Source organism: Allochromatium vinosum DSM 180 (assembly GCF_000025485.1).
Classification (GTDB): domain Bacteria; phylum Pseudomonadota; class Gammaproteobacteria; order Chromatiales; family Chromatiaceae; genus Thermochromatium; species Thermochromatium vinosum.
Map to the genome: position 1 here is coordinate 2,924,197 of NC_013851.1, position 18,395 is coordinate 2,942,591.

The window sequence follows — 18,395 nt, forward strand, 5'->3', positions numbered from 1 at the left end:
TCAGAGGCCGGAAGCCAGCGGATCGAAAGCGGTCGCGCGCAATCAGCCGATGTTGACGCCGTGATCCTTGGCCAGCGCGGCCAGACCACCGGCGAAGCCCTGGCCGACGGCCTTGAACTTCCACTCCTCACCGTTGCGATAGATCTCGCCAAAAATCATGGCCGTCTCGATCGAGTAGTCCTCGGAGAGGTCGAAGCGGGCCAGCTCGGTGTTGCTGTCCTTGTTGAGCACACGCATGAAGGCATTGCGCACCATGCCGAAATTCTGCTTGCGGCTCTCGGCCTCGTGGATGGTGACGGCGAAGACGACACGCTTCACCCCGGCCTCGACGCCCGGCAGATTGATGGTCACGACTTCGTCGTCGCCCTCGCCCGCGCCCGTGGTGTTGTCGCCGGCATGAATCACGGCCCCATCGGGCGAGGTCTTCTGGTTGTAGAAGACGAAGTGACCGTCCGAGAGCACCTTGCCGTCGTCACCGACCAGGAACACGCTGGCGTCCAGATCGAAGGCGGCGCCGTCGGTGGAACGCGCGTCCCAGCCCAGTCCGACCTGGACATTGGTCAGACCCGGATCGGTCTTGGTCAGGCTGACGTTACCGCCTTTTTGCAAGCTGATGGCCATTGGAGACTCCTCTTGTGGGTCGTTATGGAAACTGGGTCGTTATAAATTGATCCGGTCTAGTGTAGTCGAGTCGATCAGCGCGCGGTATAAGCTTACCGATTCTTCATCTTGCCAAAGTTATCGATCGTCTTATTTTTCGATGAGTCCGCTTCTCGACATCCTTGGCCCCACTGCCCGTTGTTCCGCCATCAAGGGTGCGCTGGCACGGCTGGCGCGACAGCGCGGCGCCGCCTCCACGCCGCCCGCCGTCGTGAACGCCCTCCTGGATCTGGCCGGCCATACGCCCGATCGGCCCCTCTATCGTCGGCGGCTGCTCGAACCGGCCTTCGGCCGGGGCGAGGTGCTGCTGGCCGCGATCGAGCGTCTGCTCGCCTCCTACAGCCTCGCCGGCGGGCAGGCGAGCGAGGCTGTGCACGCGCTGCGCGACGCCATTCGCGCCGTCGAGCTGCATGTTGCCGGTCATGACGCCGCCGCGCGCGCCGTCGAGGCGCGCTTGATCGCAGCGGGACTCTCCGAGCGCGATGCACACCGACTACGCACGATCTGGCTGGTCCGCGACGATTTCCTGCTCTGCCATCTGAATGGCGAGTTCGATTGCGTGGTCGGCCATCCACCCCAGACACGCCTGGAACGCCTGCCCAGTGTCCTGCGACGCGAGTACCGGCGGCGTTTCCATACCCTCTATGATCGTGCTGATGTTTCGATCGCTTTCTTCGAGCGCGCCCTGGATCGGCTGGCGCCTGCTGGACGGCTCGGCTTCGTCGGCTCCAGCCGCTGGCTGAAGAACAAATCCGGTGGCCCATTGCGCACCAAGATCGCGCTGGAGTTTGCGCTGACGCACTTCATCGACCTTGAAGGACTGGAGGCCTTCACGTCGAACGGCATCGCCGAATCCGCGCTCATGTTCATCGAGCGTCCGCCAGTCGAATTCCATGATGCCGTGTCTGGCTGCACCCGCCTCGTCAAACCGGGCGTCCTGAGCCTGCCCGAGCAACTGCCGTATCTGGTGACAGCCCTAGGTGCCGAATCACTGGACGAGGCACTGCTCGCTGAGGTTCGGCTCGGCGGCGCAAGACGCGATGCGCCCTGGCTGCTCGACGGCGGGGAGCATCTGGATCTGATCCATCGGTTCGAACACGCCTACCCAACCCTGAACGAGGCCGGCTGCCAGATTGGCCATGGCGTGGCGACTGGTTGTGACCGTGTCTTCATCGACGACTATCCGAGTCTGCCGGTCGAGTCCGCCTGCAAGCTGCCGCTGATCATGGCTCGGGATCTGGTCGATGGCGAAATCCAGTGGCATGGCCAGGGGGTGATCAATCCGTTCCAGCCCGATGGCCGACTGGTCGATCTCGACGAACATCCGCGACTGGCGGACTATCTCGAACGGCATCGGGCAGCGATCGCGGGGCGGCATGTCGCCCGGCGTAATCCGACGGCCTGGTATCGCACCATCGACCGTATCGACCCGAGCCTGGTCGGTCAGCCGAAGCTGCTCATGGCCGATGTCAAGGGCGAAACGAAGGTCGTGTTCGATGAGGGGCATTTCTATCCGCATCACAGCCTGTGCTACGTCACCACGTCCGAGTGGGAGCCGCGTGCGCTCCAAGCGGTGCTGTGCTCGTCGGTGGCCGTGGCGATGATCGCGACCTATGGCACACGCTCGGCCGGCGGCTCCACGCGGCTCCAGGCGTCATCACTCAGACGCCTGCGGATTCCACGCTGGGCAGAGGTATCGGAGACGCAGCGCACGGAGTTGGCCGCCGTGGCGCTCGACGGCGATCGGGATGCCATCGATGAGGCGGTGTTTCGGCTCTATGGTCTCGATGGGCGTGAGGCGGAATACATCCGCGCGATGGCGCGTTGGCACTGAGACGCGGGCGATCACACTCAGCTGTGGATTTCATGGCGGCTTCCGATTTCGAGCAGCACGACATCCGTTCCATGGCCTTGAGCCGCCGCGTCAGCCGATGTGCCACAGCGCTTGATCTCTTGGGCTGGAGTGCTGTTCACGGAGGACGTTCGCATTGAACGCCGTACCGATTGCAGCGCCGTAGCCGGTAGGGGTCGGGATCAAGCAGACACGACGGGACCATGATGACGTTCATGCCAAAGGAGAATCATCAGTGGACAGTTTCACGCCCTCGGATCTCAAGACGATTCTGCATTCCAAGCGAGCCAATCTGTACTACCTCGAGCATTGCCGCGTCCTGGTCAACGGCGGACGTGTCGAGTACGTGACGGATGCGGGCAAGCAGTCGCTGTATTGGAACATTCCCATCGCCAACACCACCTCCCTGCTGCTGGGAACGGGCACCTCGATCACCCAGGCGGCGATGCGCGAGCTGGCCAAGGCCGGGGTGCTGGTCGGATTCTGCGGCGGTGGCGGCACACCGCTGTTCGCAGCGACCGAGCGTGATACCGACATCCTCTGGTTTTCCCCGCAAAGTGAATATCGTCCCACCGAGTATCTTCAGTCCTGGGTGCGATTCTGGTTCGACGACGGACATCGTTTGACCCAGAGCGCGACAAGCCCCGCCCTTCAGGGCGGGGAAGGATAGCGCGGACGGCGTAGCCGTCCTGGGGTTCAGTGCGGAGTGCGCTGTTGCTCGATGTACTGGCGCACGATGGAAATGGGGGCGCCGCCACAGGATGAAGCGAAGTAGGACGGCGACCACAACGCGCGCCCCCAGAGTTTCCGGCGCAGGCTCGGGTAATTTTTGGCGCGAATGAGTCGGCTGGAGACGCCTTTGAGACTGTTCACGAGGCTGGAGACGGCCGCCTTCGGCGGATATTCCACCAACAGGTGAACATGATCGTCCTCACCGTCCATCTCGATCAGTTGCGCCTCAAAATCGATACAGACCTTGGTGAAGATGTGGCGCAGGTCCTCAAGGATGTCCTTGGTAAAGACGCCGCGCCGATACTTGGTCACGAAGACCAAGTGAACGTGCATCAGGAAGACACACTGCCTTCCGCGTCGAAGATCGTTGTCGCTGCTCATAGACCAAACTACACTGCGTGCATGCAGCGCCACCAAGCCTTCAAGTACGCCCTTCGACCGACCGGTCAACAGGAACGGCAGATGCGCCGCGTCGCCGGATCGTGCCGATTCGTCTACAACCAAGCGCTGGCGTTGCAGAAGGCGCGCCACGAACACGGCGACAAGAAGCTCGGGTATGCCGAGCTGTGCAAACGGCTGACCGCGTGGCGAAACGGTGCACAGACGCCGTGGTTGGCCGAGGCGCCGGTTCACCCGCTGCAACAGACGCTCAAGGACTTGGAGCGGGCCTATACCAACTTCTTCGCCCAGCGGGCGGCGTTTCCTCGCTTCAAGAAGAAAGGGCAAGGCGACAGTTTCCGCTACCCCGACCCCAAGCAGATCAAACTCGATCAGGCCAACCGCCGGATCTTTCTGCCCAAGCTCGGCTGGCTGCGCTACCGCCACAGCCGGGACGTGCTCGGTGCGGTGAAGAACGTCACCGTGAGCCGGTCGGGTGGCCAGTGGTTCGTGTCGATTCAGACGGAGCGCGCGGTCGATCCGCCCATCCCGAACGGCGGCGCCGTCGGTCTCGACCTGGGTATCGTCCGCTTCGCCACGCTCTCCGACGGCACCTATTACGCACCGCTCAACAGCTTCAAGCGCCATGAAACGGCCTTGCGCCAGGCGCAGCAGGCGCTGAGCCGCAAGGTGAAGTTCAGCCGCAATTGGAAGAAGGCCAAAGCCCGCGTCCAGAAGATTCATTCCCGGATTGGTAATGCCCGCCGCGACTACCTGCACAAGACCTCGACCACGATCAGCCAAAACCACGCGATGGTGTGTATCGAGGACTTGCCGGTACGGAACATGTCCAAGTCGGCGGCCGGCACCACCGAGCAGCCGGGCAAGAACGTTCGGGCCAAGTCTGGCCTGAACAAATCCATCCTCGATCAAGGCTGGTTCGAGTTCCGCCGCCAGTTGGACTACAAGCTGGCGTGGAAGGGCGGCTGGCTCATCGCCGTGCCGCCGCGCAACACCAGCCGCACCTGTCCGTGTTGTGGCCATGTGTCGGCCGACAACCGCCGGACGCAAGCGCGGTTCGCCTGTGTGGAATGCGGTTTCGAGGAACACGCCGATCTCGTCGGCGCGATCAACGTTTTAAGGGCGGGACACGCCCGGTTCGCCTGTGAAGTGAGCGGTGCTGTCAGGCCGCCAGCAGCAGGAACCCACCGAAGCGACTCCGGCACGGCTCAATGCCGCGTTTGAGCGCCGTAGGAATCCCCCGCCTTCAGGCGGGGGAGGATGTCAAGGCTGCGAAAACGATCCAGCGCCTGCGGCTCGCTTGGATCCGTGACCACTGGGCTTACTGCCGAGTAGGCAGCTCAGAAAATCAATTGCTGCAAATCGTCAGCGTTCCCATGATTCACTGCCGAGTAGGCAGCTCAAAAATCATACAATTGAAGTTGTTGCACCTTGTAATGGCTCATCTGGCGGACTGTACCAATTCAGTTTCTCGCGCAACTTGACTACTTCACCAACGATCAGCAATGTTGGTGGTGACGGTGGGTCGACTTCGACAATCTCGCGAATAGTAGCCAGGGCGCCCGTGTAAACTCGTTGCAAATGCGTTGTGCCCTGCTGAACTAGGGCGATGGACATCTCAGGTGAGACACCATGCGCCATCAGCTGCTCGACGATGACCGGCAGACCGACCAGGCCCATGTAGAAAACGACAGTTTGGTGCGGCTGGGCGAGTGCCGACCAGTTCAGGTCGATGGTGCCATCTTTTAGGTGTCCAGTAACAAAGGTTACGGATTGCGCATAGTCGCGATGCGTCAACGGAATACCAGCATACGCCGCGCAGCCGGATGCTGCTGTTATACCGGGAATAACCTGAAAGGGCACACCCTCGGCAGCAAGCGTATCGATTTCCTCGCCGCCGCGCCCGAAGATGAAAGGATCACCGCCTTTCAGCCGCAGCACGCGATGCCCATCTTTCGCCAGATCCGCAAGCAAGCGGTTTATCTCTTCTTGGCGCATGGCGTGATGATTGCGCTCTTTGCCGACATAGATACGACGCGCATCACGCCGGGTCATATTGAGAATGGGCGTCGCAACCAGGCGATCATAGACAACGACATCGGCTTGCTGCATCAACCTCAGGGCGCGGAAGCTGATAAGATCCGGATCGCCGGGACCGGCGCCGACAAGGTAGACCTCGCCCATATCGCGATCTAAAGCTCCGGGTGACAATTCACTCTCGATGACGGCTTCTGCTTCTTCAAACTGACCAGCAAGAATCCGCTCGGCAACCGCTCCTTGCAGTACCCGATCCCAAAAACGACGCCGATCACGCTGTTCGCTGAACCGAGCTTTGACACGCTCACGATAACGCCCGCTCAGCTCTGCCAGACGCCCGTATCCCGCTGGGATCAGCGCTTCGAGCCGCGTGCGCAGCATGCGCGCAAGCACGGGTGATGTCTTGCCACTCGACACCGCAATCGTCACCGGCGAACGGTCGACGATCGAGGGCAGCACAAAGGTGCAAGCATCCGGGTCATCAACGACGTTTACAGGAATATCAGCGGCCTTGGCCAACTCAGCGATCTGGCGGTTAATCGCGTGGTCGTCGGTCGCCGCGATGACGAGCCGCTGACCGGCGATATCCTCAGGCGCGAAGCAGCGCGCTTCATGCCGTAACGCTCCGGATTCGACCTTGCATGCCAGCGCATCGCACAGCTCAGGCGACACGACAGTCACGGCCGCCCCCGCACGCAGCAGATTGGAGACCTTGCGCGCCGCCGTGGCGCCGCCGCCGACCACCAAACATGGACGGCCTTGCATGTCGAGAAAGATGGGCAGTAGATCCATGATGCTCTCTGGCTGAAGGTGGTCAGGGGCCGCGCGGCTCCGTTGAGTTGGCCTTGGAAAATCCTTAATATACTTAAATACTTTGTTTTAGGGTAGGACGATAGTGTGGTCAACGAGATCGATTCCGAGTCCCTGAGCCAGCGGCTCGCGGATACTGAAGATGTGTTGCTGGTGGACATCCGCACCCCGGCAGAGATCGCCCAGGGCATGATCCCCGACGCCCTGCAACTGCCGATGCACCTGATCCCGATCCGGATGAGCGAGATACCCAAAGATCGCGACGTGGTCATCTACTGCCGCAGCGGCGCGCGCTCCTACCAGGCTTGCGCCTATCTGATGCAGCAGGGTTATGGCCGCGTGCTCAACCTGCGCGGCGGCATCATCGCCTGGGCGCGTCACGGCCTGCCGATCGTCGCCCCCGAGGGCTGATCCAAGTACCCGCCCAACCGATCCGGCGGCTCCCTTGTTTTTTACGGTGGATTCGCCTATAACCGCGAATTCTTGTTTTTACTGAAATACTGAAATAAGTAATTGACGGAGGCTCCGATGGCTGATTTCGATCAAGAACTCGACGCAAGCGGCCTGAACTGCCCGCTGCCGATCCTGCGCGCCAAGAAGACCCTGAACGCCATGTCCAGCGGTCAGGTCCTGCACGTCATCGCCACCGATCCCGGCTCGGTCAAAGACTTCGACGCCTTCGCCAAGCAGACCGGCAACGAGCTGATGGAGTCCAAGGAAGAAGGCGGCAAGTTCCACTTCCTGATCAAGAAGTCCTGATCGATCCGCACGGCGCGAACCTGAAGCCCCACATCAGGTTCGAACGCCCGCTCCGCACGACAGACGGCTATCCAAAACAACATGATCCGCGAGCCTGACACAGGCGCCGCGTGGAGGACTCGATGGAACAAAAGAAACTGGCGATCATCGCCACCAAGGGTTCGCTCGACTGGGCCTACCCGCCCTTCATCCTCGCCTCGACGGCCGCCGCCCTGGGCTATGAGGTGCAGGTCTTCTTCACCTTCTACGGGCTGCAACTCCTGAAGAAGAAGCCGAACCTGGAAGTCACGCCGCTGGGCAACCCCGGCATGCCGATGCCGATGGGCATGGACAAGTGGTTCCCGGTGCTCGGTCTGGCGCTGCCCGGTATGCAGGGCATGATGACCGCCATGATGAAGCAGAAGATGAAGAGCAAGGGCGTGGCCAGCATCGAGGAACTGCGCGAGCTCTGTCAGGAAGCCGAAGTCAAGATGATCGCCTGTCAGATGACCGTCGACCTCTTCGATATGCCGAAAGCCGAGTTCATCGACGGCGTCGAGTACGCCGGCGCGGCGGCCTTCTTCGAGTTCGCCGGCGAGAGCGACATCTGTCTCTACATCTGAAGTCTCTGAACCGCACGTCCGGAGCGACTTCGGTCGCTCCGTTCCACTGATCGAAGCCCTCCTGCCCGACATGCCCAACGACAACCGTACCGGCGCCGCCATCCTGCTCGATGTCCTCAACGATCTCGGGGTCGAGACCATTTTCGGACACACCGGCGGAGCGGTCATCCCGATCCATGTCGAGATCAACAAGCGTCTGCGCGCCGGCACGCCCGTGCCGCGCTTCGTGCTCTGCCGGCAGGAGGGCGGCGCCGGACATGCCGCCGAGGGCTATGCACGCGCCAGCGGCCGGGTCGGAGTGGCACTGGCGACCTCTGGACCGGGCGCGACCAATCTGATCACGCCGATCGCCGACGCCTACAAGGATTCGCTGCCCACGCTCTTCATCACCGGCCAGGTACCGAGCCGGGCGATCGGCACCGACGCCTTCCAGGAAGTGGACATGGTCGGTCTCACCCGCCCCATCTCCAAGCACAACTATCTGGTCAAGGACGTGGCCGATCTGGAATGGGTGCTGCGCGAGGCCCATGCCTTGGCCATGCACGGACGTCCCGGTCCTGTCGTGGTCGACATCTGCAAGGATGTACAACTGACGGCGCTGGAGACGGCCAATGTGCCGCGCGTGCGTCATCGCGAGTCCGTCGACTTCGATGCCGCGCGCGCCGATGCCATCCTGGAGGCGCTCGCCCGCGCCGAGCGTCCGGTGGTCAAGGCCGGCGGCGGCGTCATCCACGCCAATGCCGCCCTGGCGCTGCAACGCTTCGCCGAACGCTTCGACGTGCCGGTGACGACCACCTTCAACGCCCTCGGCGCCCTGCCCTTCGAGCTGGCCTACAACCTCGGGATGCCGGGGATGCACGGCACCGTGCCGGCCAACTATGCCCTGCGCGATGCCGACCTGATCCTCTCGCTCGGCGGGCGCTTCGACGATCGGGTCGCGGTGCGCGGCTTCGCCGAGGGCAAGCGCATCGCCCATGTCGACATCGACCCGTCCGAGATCGACAAGACCATCGCCACCGATCTCAATCTGGTCGCGACGCTCGACGAATTCCTCGCCCATGCCCTGGCCTCGGGACGCTCGGCGCGCCATCCCGAATGGATGACGCTCATCGGCGAATGGCGCCAGCGCATGATGCCGCCCTACGGCCAGTCCGAATACATCAAGCCGCAGGCCGCGATCGAGGTCATCTCCGATCTGACCGGCGGCGAGGCGACCCTGGTCACGGGCGTCGGCCAGCATCAGATGTGGTCGGCCCAGTACTACCGCTTCCGCCGCCCGCGTCAGTGGATCAGCTCAGGCGGTCTGGGCACCATGGGTTTCGGGCTGCCTGCGGCGATCGGCGCCTGGTATGGCGACCCCACGCATCCGGTGGTCCTGATCGACGGCGACGGCAGCTTCCAGATGAACATCCAGGAACTCGGCACCGTGGTCGCCAACCGGATTCCGCTCAAGATTTTCGTTCTGAACAACAGCTTCCTCGGCATGGTGCGCCAGTGGGAAGACATGATGGACGACGGCCATCATTACGAGACCTGTCTGGCGCGCACCGCCGACTGCGACCCGGACTGCATCGACCTCGATCAGGGCTGCCGGCGCCAGATCCCCAACCTGACCGGACTCAAGCACGTCTATCCGCGTCTCAAGACGGTGCGTCTGCGCGATCCCGAGACCTTGCGCGAAGACATCGCCGCCGTGCTCGCCGAGCCGGGGCCGGTGCTGGTCGACGTCTGGATCGACAAGGCCGAGAACGTCATCCCGATGATCCGCCCTGGGCACAGCCTGGAGCAGATGATCGAGTCCTGACGCCCCTCCCGCTCCCGCCAGGGGAGAGGGGCCGACATCAAAAATCCCAACGACGTCTCATCGTCGCGTCCGGCCACCCGCTAAGCTTTAAAGGCATGGAAACCCGTGCCATCAGCGAGGAACGCGACTCATGGGCATCAAGGCAAAGCTCAAACTGATCGGTCTGTTGCCGCTGCTGGTGGCGATCGTCTTCGGCGTGACCATCTATCGCGGGCAGGATCGTCTCAATGCCTTGAGCCATCTGGCCCTGAAGACCGATGCGATGCGCGAGGCACTGCGCGATGTGCGCGATGTGAGCCGACTCATCCTGGCCACGCGCGACAACGCCATCCGCCGTGAAGGTTATGACGCCCTGGAGATCGTCAATCGCGGCATGGCGGATCTGGCCGTCTGGCGCGACGAGCCAGGACTGGGCGAAATCATCCACGGGCTGGAGCGGCACCTGCTCATGGCGCGCATCCATTACGAGATGCTCGACGGCCTGACGGTCCCCATGCTCAAGTGGATCGCCGTCCCTCAGATCAGCGAGGTCGAGCAGAACCTGATGCGCGAACTCGACGCGCTCGACACCCGCTTGCGCGCACTCCATCAAACCGCCCGCGCGGCCCTGGTCGAGCACAGCGAACGGCTCTGGCGCCGCGAGTTCTGGCTGCTGACGCTGACGGCCGTGCTGGTCCTCTGGCTGACCCATCCCATTCTCGACCGCATCGGCACGGCGCTGCACACACTCACCCAAGGCACGCGCAGAATCGGTCCCAATGGATTGCCCAAGCAACTCGATCTGACCGGCGAGGATGAATTCGGCCAGCTCGCGCGCGACTTCAACACCATGGTCCGGCGTCTGGCCGAGTCCGAGGTGGCGCGCGCGGAACGCTCGCGCGATCTGGAAGCGGCCGTCCAGGATCTGGAGAATTTCAGCTATTCGGTCTCGCACGATCTGCGCGCACCACTGCGCGCCATCGATGGCTTCATCGGCATCCTGCGCGAGGACTACGCCGCCAATCTCGACGCCGAGGGTCTGCGTCTGTTCGGCGTGGTCAGCGCCAACGCACGGAAGATGGAACGGCTCATCGACGACATCCTGGCCCTGTCGCGCGCCGGACGCCTGGCGATGGAGTGGGTGACGGTCGACATGAACCAGATGGTCGACGAGGTCTGGTCGGATCTCCTGGAGACCGCGAGCGGGCGTCCGATCCAGTTCCAGCGCGCGGATCTGCCAAACTGTCAGGGCGACCCGCGAGCGATCCGACAGATCTGGCAGAATCTGCTCGGCAACGCGCTCAAGTTCACGCGCGACCGCGATCCGGCCCGAATCCAGGTCTCAGCGCGCGCCGAGACGGGCTGCATCCGCTACAGTGTCGAGGACAACGGCGCCGGTTTCGACCCGGCCTACTCGGCCAAGCTCTTCTGTCTCTTCCAGCGCCTGCATGGCGTGGACGAGTTCGAGGGCACGGGTGTGGGACTGGCGATCGTCAAGCGCTTCGTACAGAGACACCACGGCCAGGTCGAGGCCGGGGGGGCGGTCAATGGCGGCGCGGTCTTCGCCTTCAGCCTCCCCATCGATCCCGAATCATTCACAGCGGCTGCGAACGCGGAGGATGGATGATGGTCACACAAGACTCGATGGTCGACATCCTGCTGGTCGAAGACAACCCGAACGATGCCGAACTGGCCATGCGCGCGCTGCGCAAGCACAATCTGGCCAACCGTCTGGAATGGGTCAAGGACGGCGCCGCCGCGCTGGATTTCCTCTTCCATCGCGGCGACTATACCCAGTGTCCCAACATACTGCCGCGCGTCGTGCTGCTCGACCTGCGCCTGCCCAAGGTCGACGGGATCGAGGTACTGCGCGAGATCCGCGCCCATGCCGAAACACGCGAGTTGCCCGTCGTGGTCCTGACCTCATCGCACGAGGAACGCGATCTGGTCGCCACCTATGAACTGGGTGTCAACAGCTTCGTAGCCAAGCCCGTCGCCTTCGACGAATTCGCGCGTACCGTCGCCGAGCTGGGGATGTATTGGGTGCTGGTCAACCGTGTGCCACCGGAGATCCGTTCGACTTGACTGCCCGTCCATTACGCCTGCTGCTGCTGGAAGACAATCCGGCCGACGCCGAACTCAACGAGCGCGTCCTGCGCCGTGCGGGGGTGGCGTTCGAGTCACGGCGTGTCGAGACACGCGAGGATTTTCTCGTCGCGCTCGACGACTTCAAACCGGATGCCATTCTGGCCGATTTCGGGTTGCCGCGCTTCGATGGGCGCACGGCCATGCAATTGGCTCACGAGCGCGACCCCGACTGGCCCTTCATCTTCGTCACCGGCGCCCTGGGCGAGGAGAGCGCCGTCGAGTTGCTGCGCAATGGCGCCAGCGACTACATCCTCAAGGATCGTCTGACCCGTTTGCCCGAGGCCCTCGAACGCGCCCTGGAGGCAGCCCGCCAGCGTGCGGATCTGCGGCTCATGGCCCGACGCGCCTCAGGGTTGCTGGAGCTGCCGCGCGTCGCTGAGCACTTCGGCGAGGCTGAGTTCCTGCAGTTCGGTCAGACGCTGGTCGAGGATCTGACCGGCAGCCGGATCGCCTTCATCCATCGCGTCAGTGAGGATCAGACCACCATTGATCTGGTCACCTGGTCGCACCGCACACTCGACGCCGGCTGTCTCGCCGCACCTCCGCTGCATGAATCCGTCGACCAGGCCGGTCTCTGGGCCGACGCCCTGCGCCAGCAACGCCCGATCGTCGTCAACGACGATCCGACGGCCGCCGAACGACGCGGACGATCAGAGGAGGGCCACATCCCCCTGGAGCGCTTCATCAGTCTGCCAGTGATCGAAGGCGGACGGGTCGTCATGCTCTTCTGCATCGGCAACAAAGAGGCGCCTTACACGGAGCTGGATGTCGAAACCCTCCAGCTCGTCGCCAACGAACTCTGGCGCATCCTGTGCCAGCGCCGCGCCGAACAGGATCTGCGCGAGAGCGAGGCGCGGTTCCACGCGCTCTTCGAGCACATGCGCAGCGGCGTCTGCATCTACGAGGCCATCGAGGACGGGCGTGATTTCATCATCCGCGATCTCAATCACGCGGTGGAATACATCGAGGGCGTCGAGGCGACCAAACTGCTCGGCCGGCGACTGACCGAGGTCTTTCCGGGCGTGGCGGAGTGCGGCTTCCTGGACGTGTTCGCGCGCGTGTGGCGTACGGGTCGCGCCGAGCACATCCCGCCGCGACTCTATCACGACCAGCGCATCCAGGGCTGGCGCGAGAACTTCGTCTATCGCCTGCCGCATGGCGAGCTGGTCGCCGTCTATGACGACGTGACTGAACGGCGCACCCTGCAACTGGCCCTGGAGGAGAGCCGCGAACGCCTGGAACTGGCCCTGGAAGGGTCTGAGCTGGGAATGTGGGACTGGCGGGTCCAGACCGGCGAGGTTCGGTTCAACGATCGCTGGGCCCGGATCCTGGGTTATCGACTCGATGAACTGGAGCCGATCAGCATCCAGACCTGGAACGACCTCTGTCATCCGGACGACCGCGCGCGCGTCGACCGCCAGCTCCGGCGCCACTTCCAGGGCGAGACCGCTCACTACGAGTGCGAGATCCGTATGCGTCACAAGGACGGGCACTGGGTCTGGATCCTCGATCGCGGCAAGGTCGTCGAGTGGGGGCCGGACCAGCGTCCCGTGCGCATGGCCGGCACCCATCTCGACATCACCGAGCGCCGGCAGACCGAGGAGAAGTTGCACCAGCTCTCACTGGCCGTCGAGCAGAGCCCGACCAGCATCGTCATCACCGATCTCGACGCGTGCATCGAATACGCCAATCCCGCCTTCACCCGCGTCTCGGGCTATACCCTGGAAGAGGCCATCGGCCAGAATCCGCGCCTGCTGCAATCCGGCCAGACGCCGCGCGAGATCTATGAAGACCTCTGGGTCACGCTCCAGCGCGGCGAGGTCTGGCGCGGCGAGCTGCACAACAAGCGCAAGGACGATGAACTCTATGTCGAGCTGGCCACCATCTCGCCCGTGCGTCAGCCCGACGGCCGGGTGACGCACTATCTGGCGGTCAAGGAGGACATCACGGATCTCAAGTGCGCCCAGGAGGAACTGGACCGCTATCGCCAGCATCTCGAAGAGCTGGTCGAGACCCGCACCCGCGAACTGCAACTGGCCGAAGAACACAGCCGGCTGATCCTCGAATCGAGCGCCGACGGACTCTATGGCGTCGACATCGCGGGACGCACCACCTTCGTCAACCCGGCCGCCTGCGCCATGCTCGGCTACACCCCGGAACAGCTCCTCGGCCGCCCCAGTCACGAGATCATCCATCACAGCCACGTCGATGGCCGCCATTACCCGATGGAGGACTGCCTCCTGCACAGCACCCTGCTCAACGGCGAGGTGCTGCGCGGCGACGATGAGGTCTTCTGGCGCGCCGACGGCACGCCGCTGCCTGTGTCCTATTCCTCACACCCCATCCGGCGCGAGGGCGAGATCGTCGGCGCGGTGGTCAGTTTCATCGACGTCTCGACCCAGAAACAGGCCGAGGCCGCGCGCGAAGCGGCACTGGCCGAGGCCGAGCGTCTGGCACGCCTCAAGAGCGAATTCCTGGCCAACATGAGCCACGAGATCCGCACCCCACTCAATGCCGTGCTCGGCTTCGCCCAGATCGGCGCGCGCGAGACCGACCCCAACAGGGCACGCACCTTCTTCCGGCGCATCCTGGACTCGGGTCAACTGCTGCTCGGCATCATCAACGACATCCTCGACTTCTCCAAGATCGAAGCCGGCAAGCTCGACATCCATGATGCCGAGGTCGATCTGCGCGCGGTCATCGAGCGCTCGGTGGATCTCCTGACCACCCGCGCCAAGGACAAGGGACTGCGCTTCAGCCTCGAAGAAGACCCGAACCTGCCGGCAACCTTCATGGGCGACGATCTGCGTCTGTCACAGGTGCTCGCCAATCTACTCTCCAATGCCGTCAAATTCACCGATCAGGGCGCCGTCACCTTCGGCATCCGGCGTGAGGAGGGCTGGATCGTCTTCAGCGTCGAGGATACCGGCATCGGCATGCACGAGGATTATCTGGCCAATCTCTTCCAGCCTTTCGAGCAGGCCGACGGCTCGATCACGCGCCGCTATGGCGGCAGCGGTCTGGGGCTGGCCATCAGCAAGCGTCTGGTCGAGCTGATGGGCGGCGAGATCCGTGCCTGGAGCCGCTTCGGCGAGGGCACGCGCTTCGAGACGCGCCTGCCGCTGATCGAACCGCGCGGTGTCATCGGTCCCGGCCGGCTCATCACCGAGACGGCGCCCCCGGACTGGACCGGCGCGCGTCTGAGCGGGGTCCGTCTCCTGGCTGCCGAGGACAACCCGGCCAACCGGCTGGTGCTGGAGGAGATGCTGCGCGCCGAGGACTGCGACCTGACCCTGGTCGAGGACGGACGTCAGGCGGTCGACTGTGTCGAGCGCGAGGGACCAGCCGCCTTCGACATGGTGCTCATGGACATCCAGATGCCGGTGATGGACGGCATGGAGGCCACGCAGCGCATCCACCAGTTCGCCCCCGGGTTGCCGGTCGTCGGTCTGACGGCCCATGCGCTGAACTCCGAGCGCCATCTCTGTCTGCAAGCCGGCATGGTCGATCACATCGCCAAGCCGGTCGACATCGAACAACTCATCGCCATCATCGTGCGCCATGTCCGGCACCGTCCGCTGACCCTGGACAAGACCCGAGAGCCGCGCATCCGGAAACGGACTGTAGAACCGGCGCGGACCGATGCACCAGAGGCCCAGACGACCGCGACTCCGGAAACCTGGGTCGAATGGCCGGCTCTGGAGTCGCGCTATGCGCACAACCCGGATTTCATCCCGCGTCTGCTGCGTGCGGTGCTGGAGTCCAATCAGGAGCAGGCGGACCTGCTGCGCGAGGCGGCCCATCAGGGCGACCGTGACCGACTGGTCTTCATCGCCCATCGGCTCAAGGGTACGGCGGGTAATCTGTTCGCCAAGTCCGTGCATGCGCTGGCCACGGAGACCGAGAAGCGCGCGCGCGCACTCGACATCGAGGCCCCGCGCCTGGCACTCGAACTCGCCGATGCACTCGACGGACTGCTGACCGAGATCGCTGCGAGCCGGTGGGTGAGCAGCCAAGCCGAGACGGCCGGCGACGGCGCCGATATCGCTACGATCCTCACCCAACTCGCCGACCTGCTCGACACGGACAACACCGAGGCCAATCAGCTCTATGCCCGTCACCAGGATCTCCTGCGGCGTGCGCTTGGCGAGTGCGCCGAGCGCCTGGGAGCCGAGATCAAGGACTTCGACTATCAAGCCGCCCGCGAGACTCTGCGCACACTGATCGAATCCGGCACAGCCTGACCTCACCCAGCCTGATCCGGTCGCGGCGAGGCGAACGGATCTATGCTGATGCTTGAGCCAATCAATGCATTCTCAGGTTGCGCTCACCGCCAAGCCGCCCGATTCTATCGCTTCCAATTCTTCCATCGCGCTCGCTCGACCTCACAGCGCGTGATCCATTTAGAGGCCGACACCATGACTGACTACCTGGATATCGGCGGCCTGAAGGTCGCCCAGCCGCTCCACGATCTGGTCCGGGACGAGATCACGCCAGGCATCGGGATCGACCCCGCCGCTTTCTGGCAATCCTTCGGCGAAATCGTGCGTGAATTCGCGCCCCGTCACCGTGAACTGCTCGCCAAGCGCGACGCCCTGCAACAGCAGATCGACGCCTGGCATCGCACCCATCGCGATCAACCCCTGGATCTGGCCGCCTATCGCGATTTCCTGGTCGAGATCGGCTATCTGCTGCCCGAGGGGCCGGACTTCACGGTCAATACCAGCAATGTCGATCCCGAGATCGCCACCATTGCCGGCCCGCAGCTCGTGGTGCCGGTCAGCAACGCCCGCTATGCGCTCAACGCCGCCAATGCGCGTTGGGGCAGTCTCTATGACGCGCTCTATGGCACGGACGCCATCCCCGAGGACGAAGGGCTGGAACGTGGCGCTGAGTTCAACCCGGCCCGTGCGGCGGCCGTGGTCGAGCGCGCGGCGATCTTCCTGGACGAGGCCGTGCCGCTCAATCGCGGCTCGCACACCGACGCCTGCGGCTACAAGCTGGAGAACGGCAAGCTGGTGGTGCTCCTGCCCGACAACAGCGAGACCCTGCTCGCCGATCCGGCGCAGTTCGCCGGCTTCCGGGGCAACCCGGACCAGTTGGACGCGGTCCTGCTGGTCAACCATGGTCTGCACATCGAGATCCGCATCGACCGCAACCACCCGATCGGCGCCGGCAGCGCCGCCGGTGTCGCCGACATTCTGCTCGAATCGGCCGTCACCAGCATCCAGGACTGCGAGGACTCGGTCGCCGCCGTCGACACCGAGGACAAGGTCGGCGTCTACCGTAACTGGCTGGGGCTGATGAAGGGCGATCTCACCGCCGGCTTCAGCAAGGGCGGGCGGATGGTCGAGCGCACGCTGGCCGAGGACCGGACCTACAGTCGCCTTGGAACCGGCTCGCTCACCCTGCCGGGGCGCTCGCTGATGCTGGTGCGCAATGTCGGCCATCTGATGACCACGGACGTGGTGCTCGATGCCGAGGGGCGCGAGATCCCCGAAGGACTGATGGACGGGATGATCACCGTGCTCTGCGCCCTGCACGACGTCCATCCCGAGCATGGCGCACGACGCAACTCGCGCACCGGCAGCGTCTATATCGTCAAGCCCAAGATGCACGGCCCGGAAGAAGTCCAGCTCGCGGTCGATCTGTTCGGACGCATCGAGGACGCGCTGGGTCTGGCACGCAACACGCTCAAGATCGGCATCATGGACGAGGAGCGGCGCACCACGCTCAACCTCAAGGAATGCATCCGCGCCGCGCGCGAGCGGATCATCTTCATCAACACCGGCTTCCTCGACCGCACGGGCGACGAGATCCACACCGACATGGAAGCCGGCGCCGTGCTGCGCAAGGGCGACATGAAGGGCGCGGCCTGGCTGCGTGCTTACGAGGACTGGAACGTCGATGTCGGTCTGGCCTGCGGTCTGCGCGGTCAGGCCCAGATCGGCAAGGGCATGTGGACCATGCCCGACGAGATGGCGGCCATGCTCGCGGCCAAGTCGGCGCATCCGCAGGCCGGAGCGAGTTGTGCTTGGGTGCCCTCCCCGACCGCCGCGACCCTGCACGCGATGCACTATCACCAGATCGACGTCGCCGCGATCCAGGCTGAGCTGGCCAAGGGTGAACGCCGGGCGACGCTCGACGATCTGCTCCAGATCCCGCTCGATCCGAACCGCGCCTGGACACCTGAGGAGATCCAGGCCGAGCTGGACAACAACTGTCAGGGCATCTTGGGCTATGTGGTGCGCTGGGTCGATCAGGGCGTTGGCTGTTCCAAGGTGCCCGACATCGCCAATGTCGGCCTGATGGAGGACCGCGCCACGCTGCGCATCTCCAACCAGCATGTGGCCAACTGGCTGCATCATGGCGTCGTCAGTGAATCTCAGGTGATGGAGTCGCTCAAGCGCATGGCTGCCGTGGTCGATACGCAGAACGCGGGCGATCCCCTCTACCGGCCGATGGCGCCCGGATTCGATGGCGTGGCCTTCCAGGCCGCCTGTGATCTGGTCTTCAAGGGTCGTGAGGCGCCGAACGGCTATACCGAGCCGACCCTGCACGCGATGCGGCGGCGGTTCAAGGCCGGGAGCTGAGTCGGCGAGTCGTGCGTCAT

The 18,395-nt window shown here is 63.9% G+C and carries 14 protein-coding genes; 11 read left to right on the forward strand and 3 right to left on the reverse strand.

What is annotated here, in order from left to right; genetic code table 11:
* Nucleotides 1–42: 42 nt before the first annotated feature.
* The gene (locus ALVIN_RS12945) at nucleotides 43–621 is read right to left on the reverse strand and encodes a TerD family protein (RefSeq protein ID WP_012971771.1); all 579 of its coding nucleotides are present in this window, start codon (nucleotides 619–621) and stop codon (nucleotides 43–45) included.
* 139 nt (nucleotides 622–760) lie between these two features.
* Here ALVIN_RS12945 and ALVIN_RS12950 point away from each other — a divergent pair, with 139 nt between their 5' ends.
* A complete protein-coding gene (locus ALVIN_RS12950; protein WP_012971772.1) occupies nucleotides 761–2,494 on the forward strand; it encodes an Eco57I restriction-modification methylase domain-containing protein in 1,734 nt (577 codons plus the stop codon).
* A 253-nt stretch (nucleotides 2,495–2,747) separates the two neighbouring features.
* A complete protein-coding gene (gene cas1f, locus ALVIN_RS12955; protein WP_012971773.1) occupies nucleotides 2,748–3,182 on the forward strand; it encodes a type I-F CRISPR-associated endonuclease Cas1f in 435 nt (144 codons plus the stop codon).
* Between the two features lie 26 nt (nucleotides 3,183–3,208).
* Here the strand turns inward: cas1f and tnpA are convergent, their stop codons facing one another.
* Nucleotides 3,209–3,625, reverse strand: a complete 417-nt coding sequence (gene tnpA / locus ALVIN_RS12960; protein ID WP_012971774.1) for an IS200/IS605 family transposase — start codon at nucleotides 3,623–3,625, stop codon at nucleotides 3,209–3,211.
* On the opposite strand from tnpA, the gene ALVIN_RS12965 reads away from it, so the two are divergent.
* The gene (locus ALVIN_RS12965) at nucleotides 3,566–4,867 is read left to right on the forward strand and encodes an RNA-guided endonuclease InsQ/TnpB family protein (protein ID WP_223295218.1); all 1,302 of its coding nucleotides are present in this window, start codon (nucleotides 3,566–3,568) and stop codon (nucleotides 4,865–4,867) included. The two genes, tnpA and ALVIN_RS12965, sit on opposite strands and share 60 nt — an antisense overlap.
* A gap of 183 nt (nucleotides 4,868–5,050) precedes the next feature.
* On the opposite strand, the gene cysG is transcribed toward ALVIN_RS12965, so the two are convergent.
* Nucleotides 5,051–6,472, reverse strand: coding sequence for a siroheme synthase CysG (gene cysG / locus ALVIN_RS12970; protein WP_012971776.1), 1,422 nt, complete (start codon nucleotides 6,470–6,472; stop codon nucleotides 5,051–5,053).
* Nucleotides 6,473–6,577: 105 nt separating this feature from the next.
* Here cysG and ALVIN_RS12975 point away from each other — a divergent pair, with 105 nt between their 5' ends.
* From ALVIN_RS12975 to ALVIN_RS13010, 8 genes are all read left to right on the forward strand, one after another.
* The gene (locus ALVIN_RS12975; RefSeq protein ID WP_012971777.1) at nucleotides 6,578–6,901 is read left to right on the forward strand and encodes a rhd_2599 family sulfurtransferase; all 324 of its coding nucleotides are present in this window, start codon (nucleotides 6,578–6,580) and stop codon (nucleotides 6,899–6,901) included.
* Nucleotides 6,902–7,018: 117 nt separating this feature from the next.
* Nucleotides 7,019–7,249 carry a sulfurtransferase TusA family protein gene (locus ALVIN_RS12980; protein ID WP_012971778.1) on the forward strand — a complete coding sequence of 77 codons (231 nt, stop codon included), beginning with the start codon at nucleotides 7,019–7,021 and terminating at the stop codon, nucleotides 7,247–7,249.
* Between the two features lie 122 nt (nucleotides 7,250–7,371).
* A complete protein-coding gene (gene dsrE2, locus ALVIN_RS12985; RefSeq protein ID WP_012971779.1) occupies nucleotides 7,372–7,851 on the forward strand; it encodes a sulfur carrier protein DsrE2 in 480 nt (159 codons plus the stop codon).
* Between the two features lie 70 nt (nucleotides 7,852–7,921).
* Complete coding sequence (gene ilvB / locus ALVIN_RS12990) at nucleotides 7,922–9,655, forward strand: biosynthetic-type acetolactate synthase large subunit (RefSeq protein WP_012971780.1); 1,734 nt, start codon at nucleotides 7,922–7,924, stop codon at nucleotides 9,653–9,655.
* A gap of 130 nt (nucleotides 9,656–9,785) precedes the next feature.
* Nucleotides 9,786–11,261, forward strand: coding sequence for a sensor histidine kinase (locus ALVIN_RS12995; RefSeq protein WP_012971781.1), 1,476 nt, complete (start codon nucleotides 9,786–9,788; stop codon nucleotides 11,259–11,261).
* Nucleotides 11,258–11,719, forward strand: coding sequence for a response regulator (locus ALVIN_RS13000; RefSeq protein WP_012971782.1), 462 nt, complete (start codon nucleotides 11,258–11,260; stop codon nucleotides 11,717–11,719). Before ALVIN_RS12995 ends, ALVIN_RS13000 begins: the two co-directional genes overlap by 4 nt.
* A complete protein-coding gene (locus ALVIN_RS13005; protein WP_012971783.1) occupies nucleotides 11,716–16,026 on the forward strand; it encodes a PAS domain S-box protein in 4,311 nt (1,436 codons plus the stop codon). The genes ALVIN_RS13000 and ALVIN_RS13005 overlap by 4 nt, the downstream gene beginning before the upstream one ends.
* Nucleotides 16,027–16,200: 174 nt before the next feature.
* On the forward strand, nucleotides 16,201–18,375 hold the full coding sequence (locus ALVIN_RS13010) for a malate synthase G (RefSeq protein ID WP_012971784.1): 2,175 nt from the start codon (nucleotides 16,201–16,203) through the stop codon (nucleotides 18,373–18,375).
* The last annotated feature ends 20 nt before the right edge of the window (nucleotides 18,376–18,395 follow it).

Coding starts and splice junctions, on each gene's coding strand:
- ALVIN_RS12945 (WP_012971771.1), bottom strand. CDS start 621: ATGGCCATCAGCTTGCAAAAAGGCGGTAACGTCAGCCTGACCAAGACC.
- ALVIN_RS12950 (WP_012971772.1), top strand. CDS start 761: ATGAGTCCGCTTCTCGACATCCTTGGCCCCACTGCCCGTTGTTCCGCC.
- tnpA (WP_012971774.1), bottom strand. CDS start 3,625: ATGAGCAGCGACAACGATCTTCGACGCGGAAGGCAGTGTGTCTTCCTG.
- cysG (WP_012971776.1), bottom strand. CDS start 6,472: ATGGATCTACTGCCCATCTTTCTCGACATGCAAGGCCGTCCATGTTTG.
- ALVIN_RS12980 (WP_012971778.1), top strand. CDS start 7,019: ATGGCTGATTTCGATCAAGAACTCGACGCAAGCGGCCTGAACTGCCCG.
- dsrE2 (WP_012971779.1), top strand. CDS start 7,372: ATGGAACAAAAGAAACTGGCGATCATCGCCACCAAGGGTTCGCTCGAC.
- ilvB (WP_012971780.1), top strand. CDS start 7,922: ATGCCCAACGACAACCGTACCGGCGCCGCCATCCTGCTCGATGTCCTC.
- ALVIN_RS12995 (WP_012971781.1), top strand. CDS start 9,786: ATGGGCATCAAGGCAAAGCTCAAACTGATCGGTCTGTTGCCGCTGCTG.
- ALVIN_RS13000 (WP_012971782.1), top strand. CDS start 11,258: ATGATGGTCACACAAGACTCGATGGTCGACATCCTGCTGGTCGAAGAC.
- ALVIN_RS13010 (WP_012971784.1), top strand. CDS start 16,201: ATGACTGACTACCTGGATATCGGCGGCCTGAAGGTCGCCCAGCCGCTC.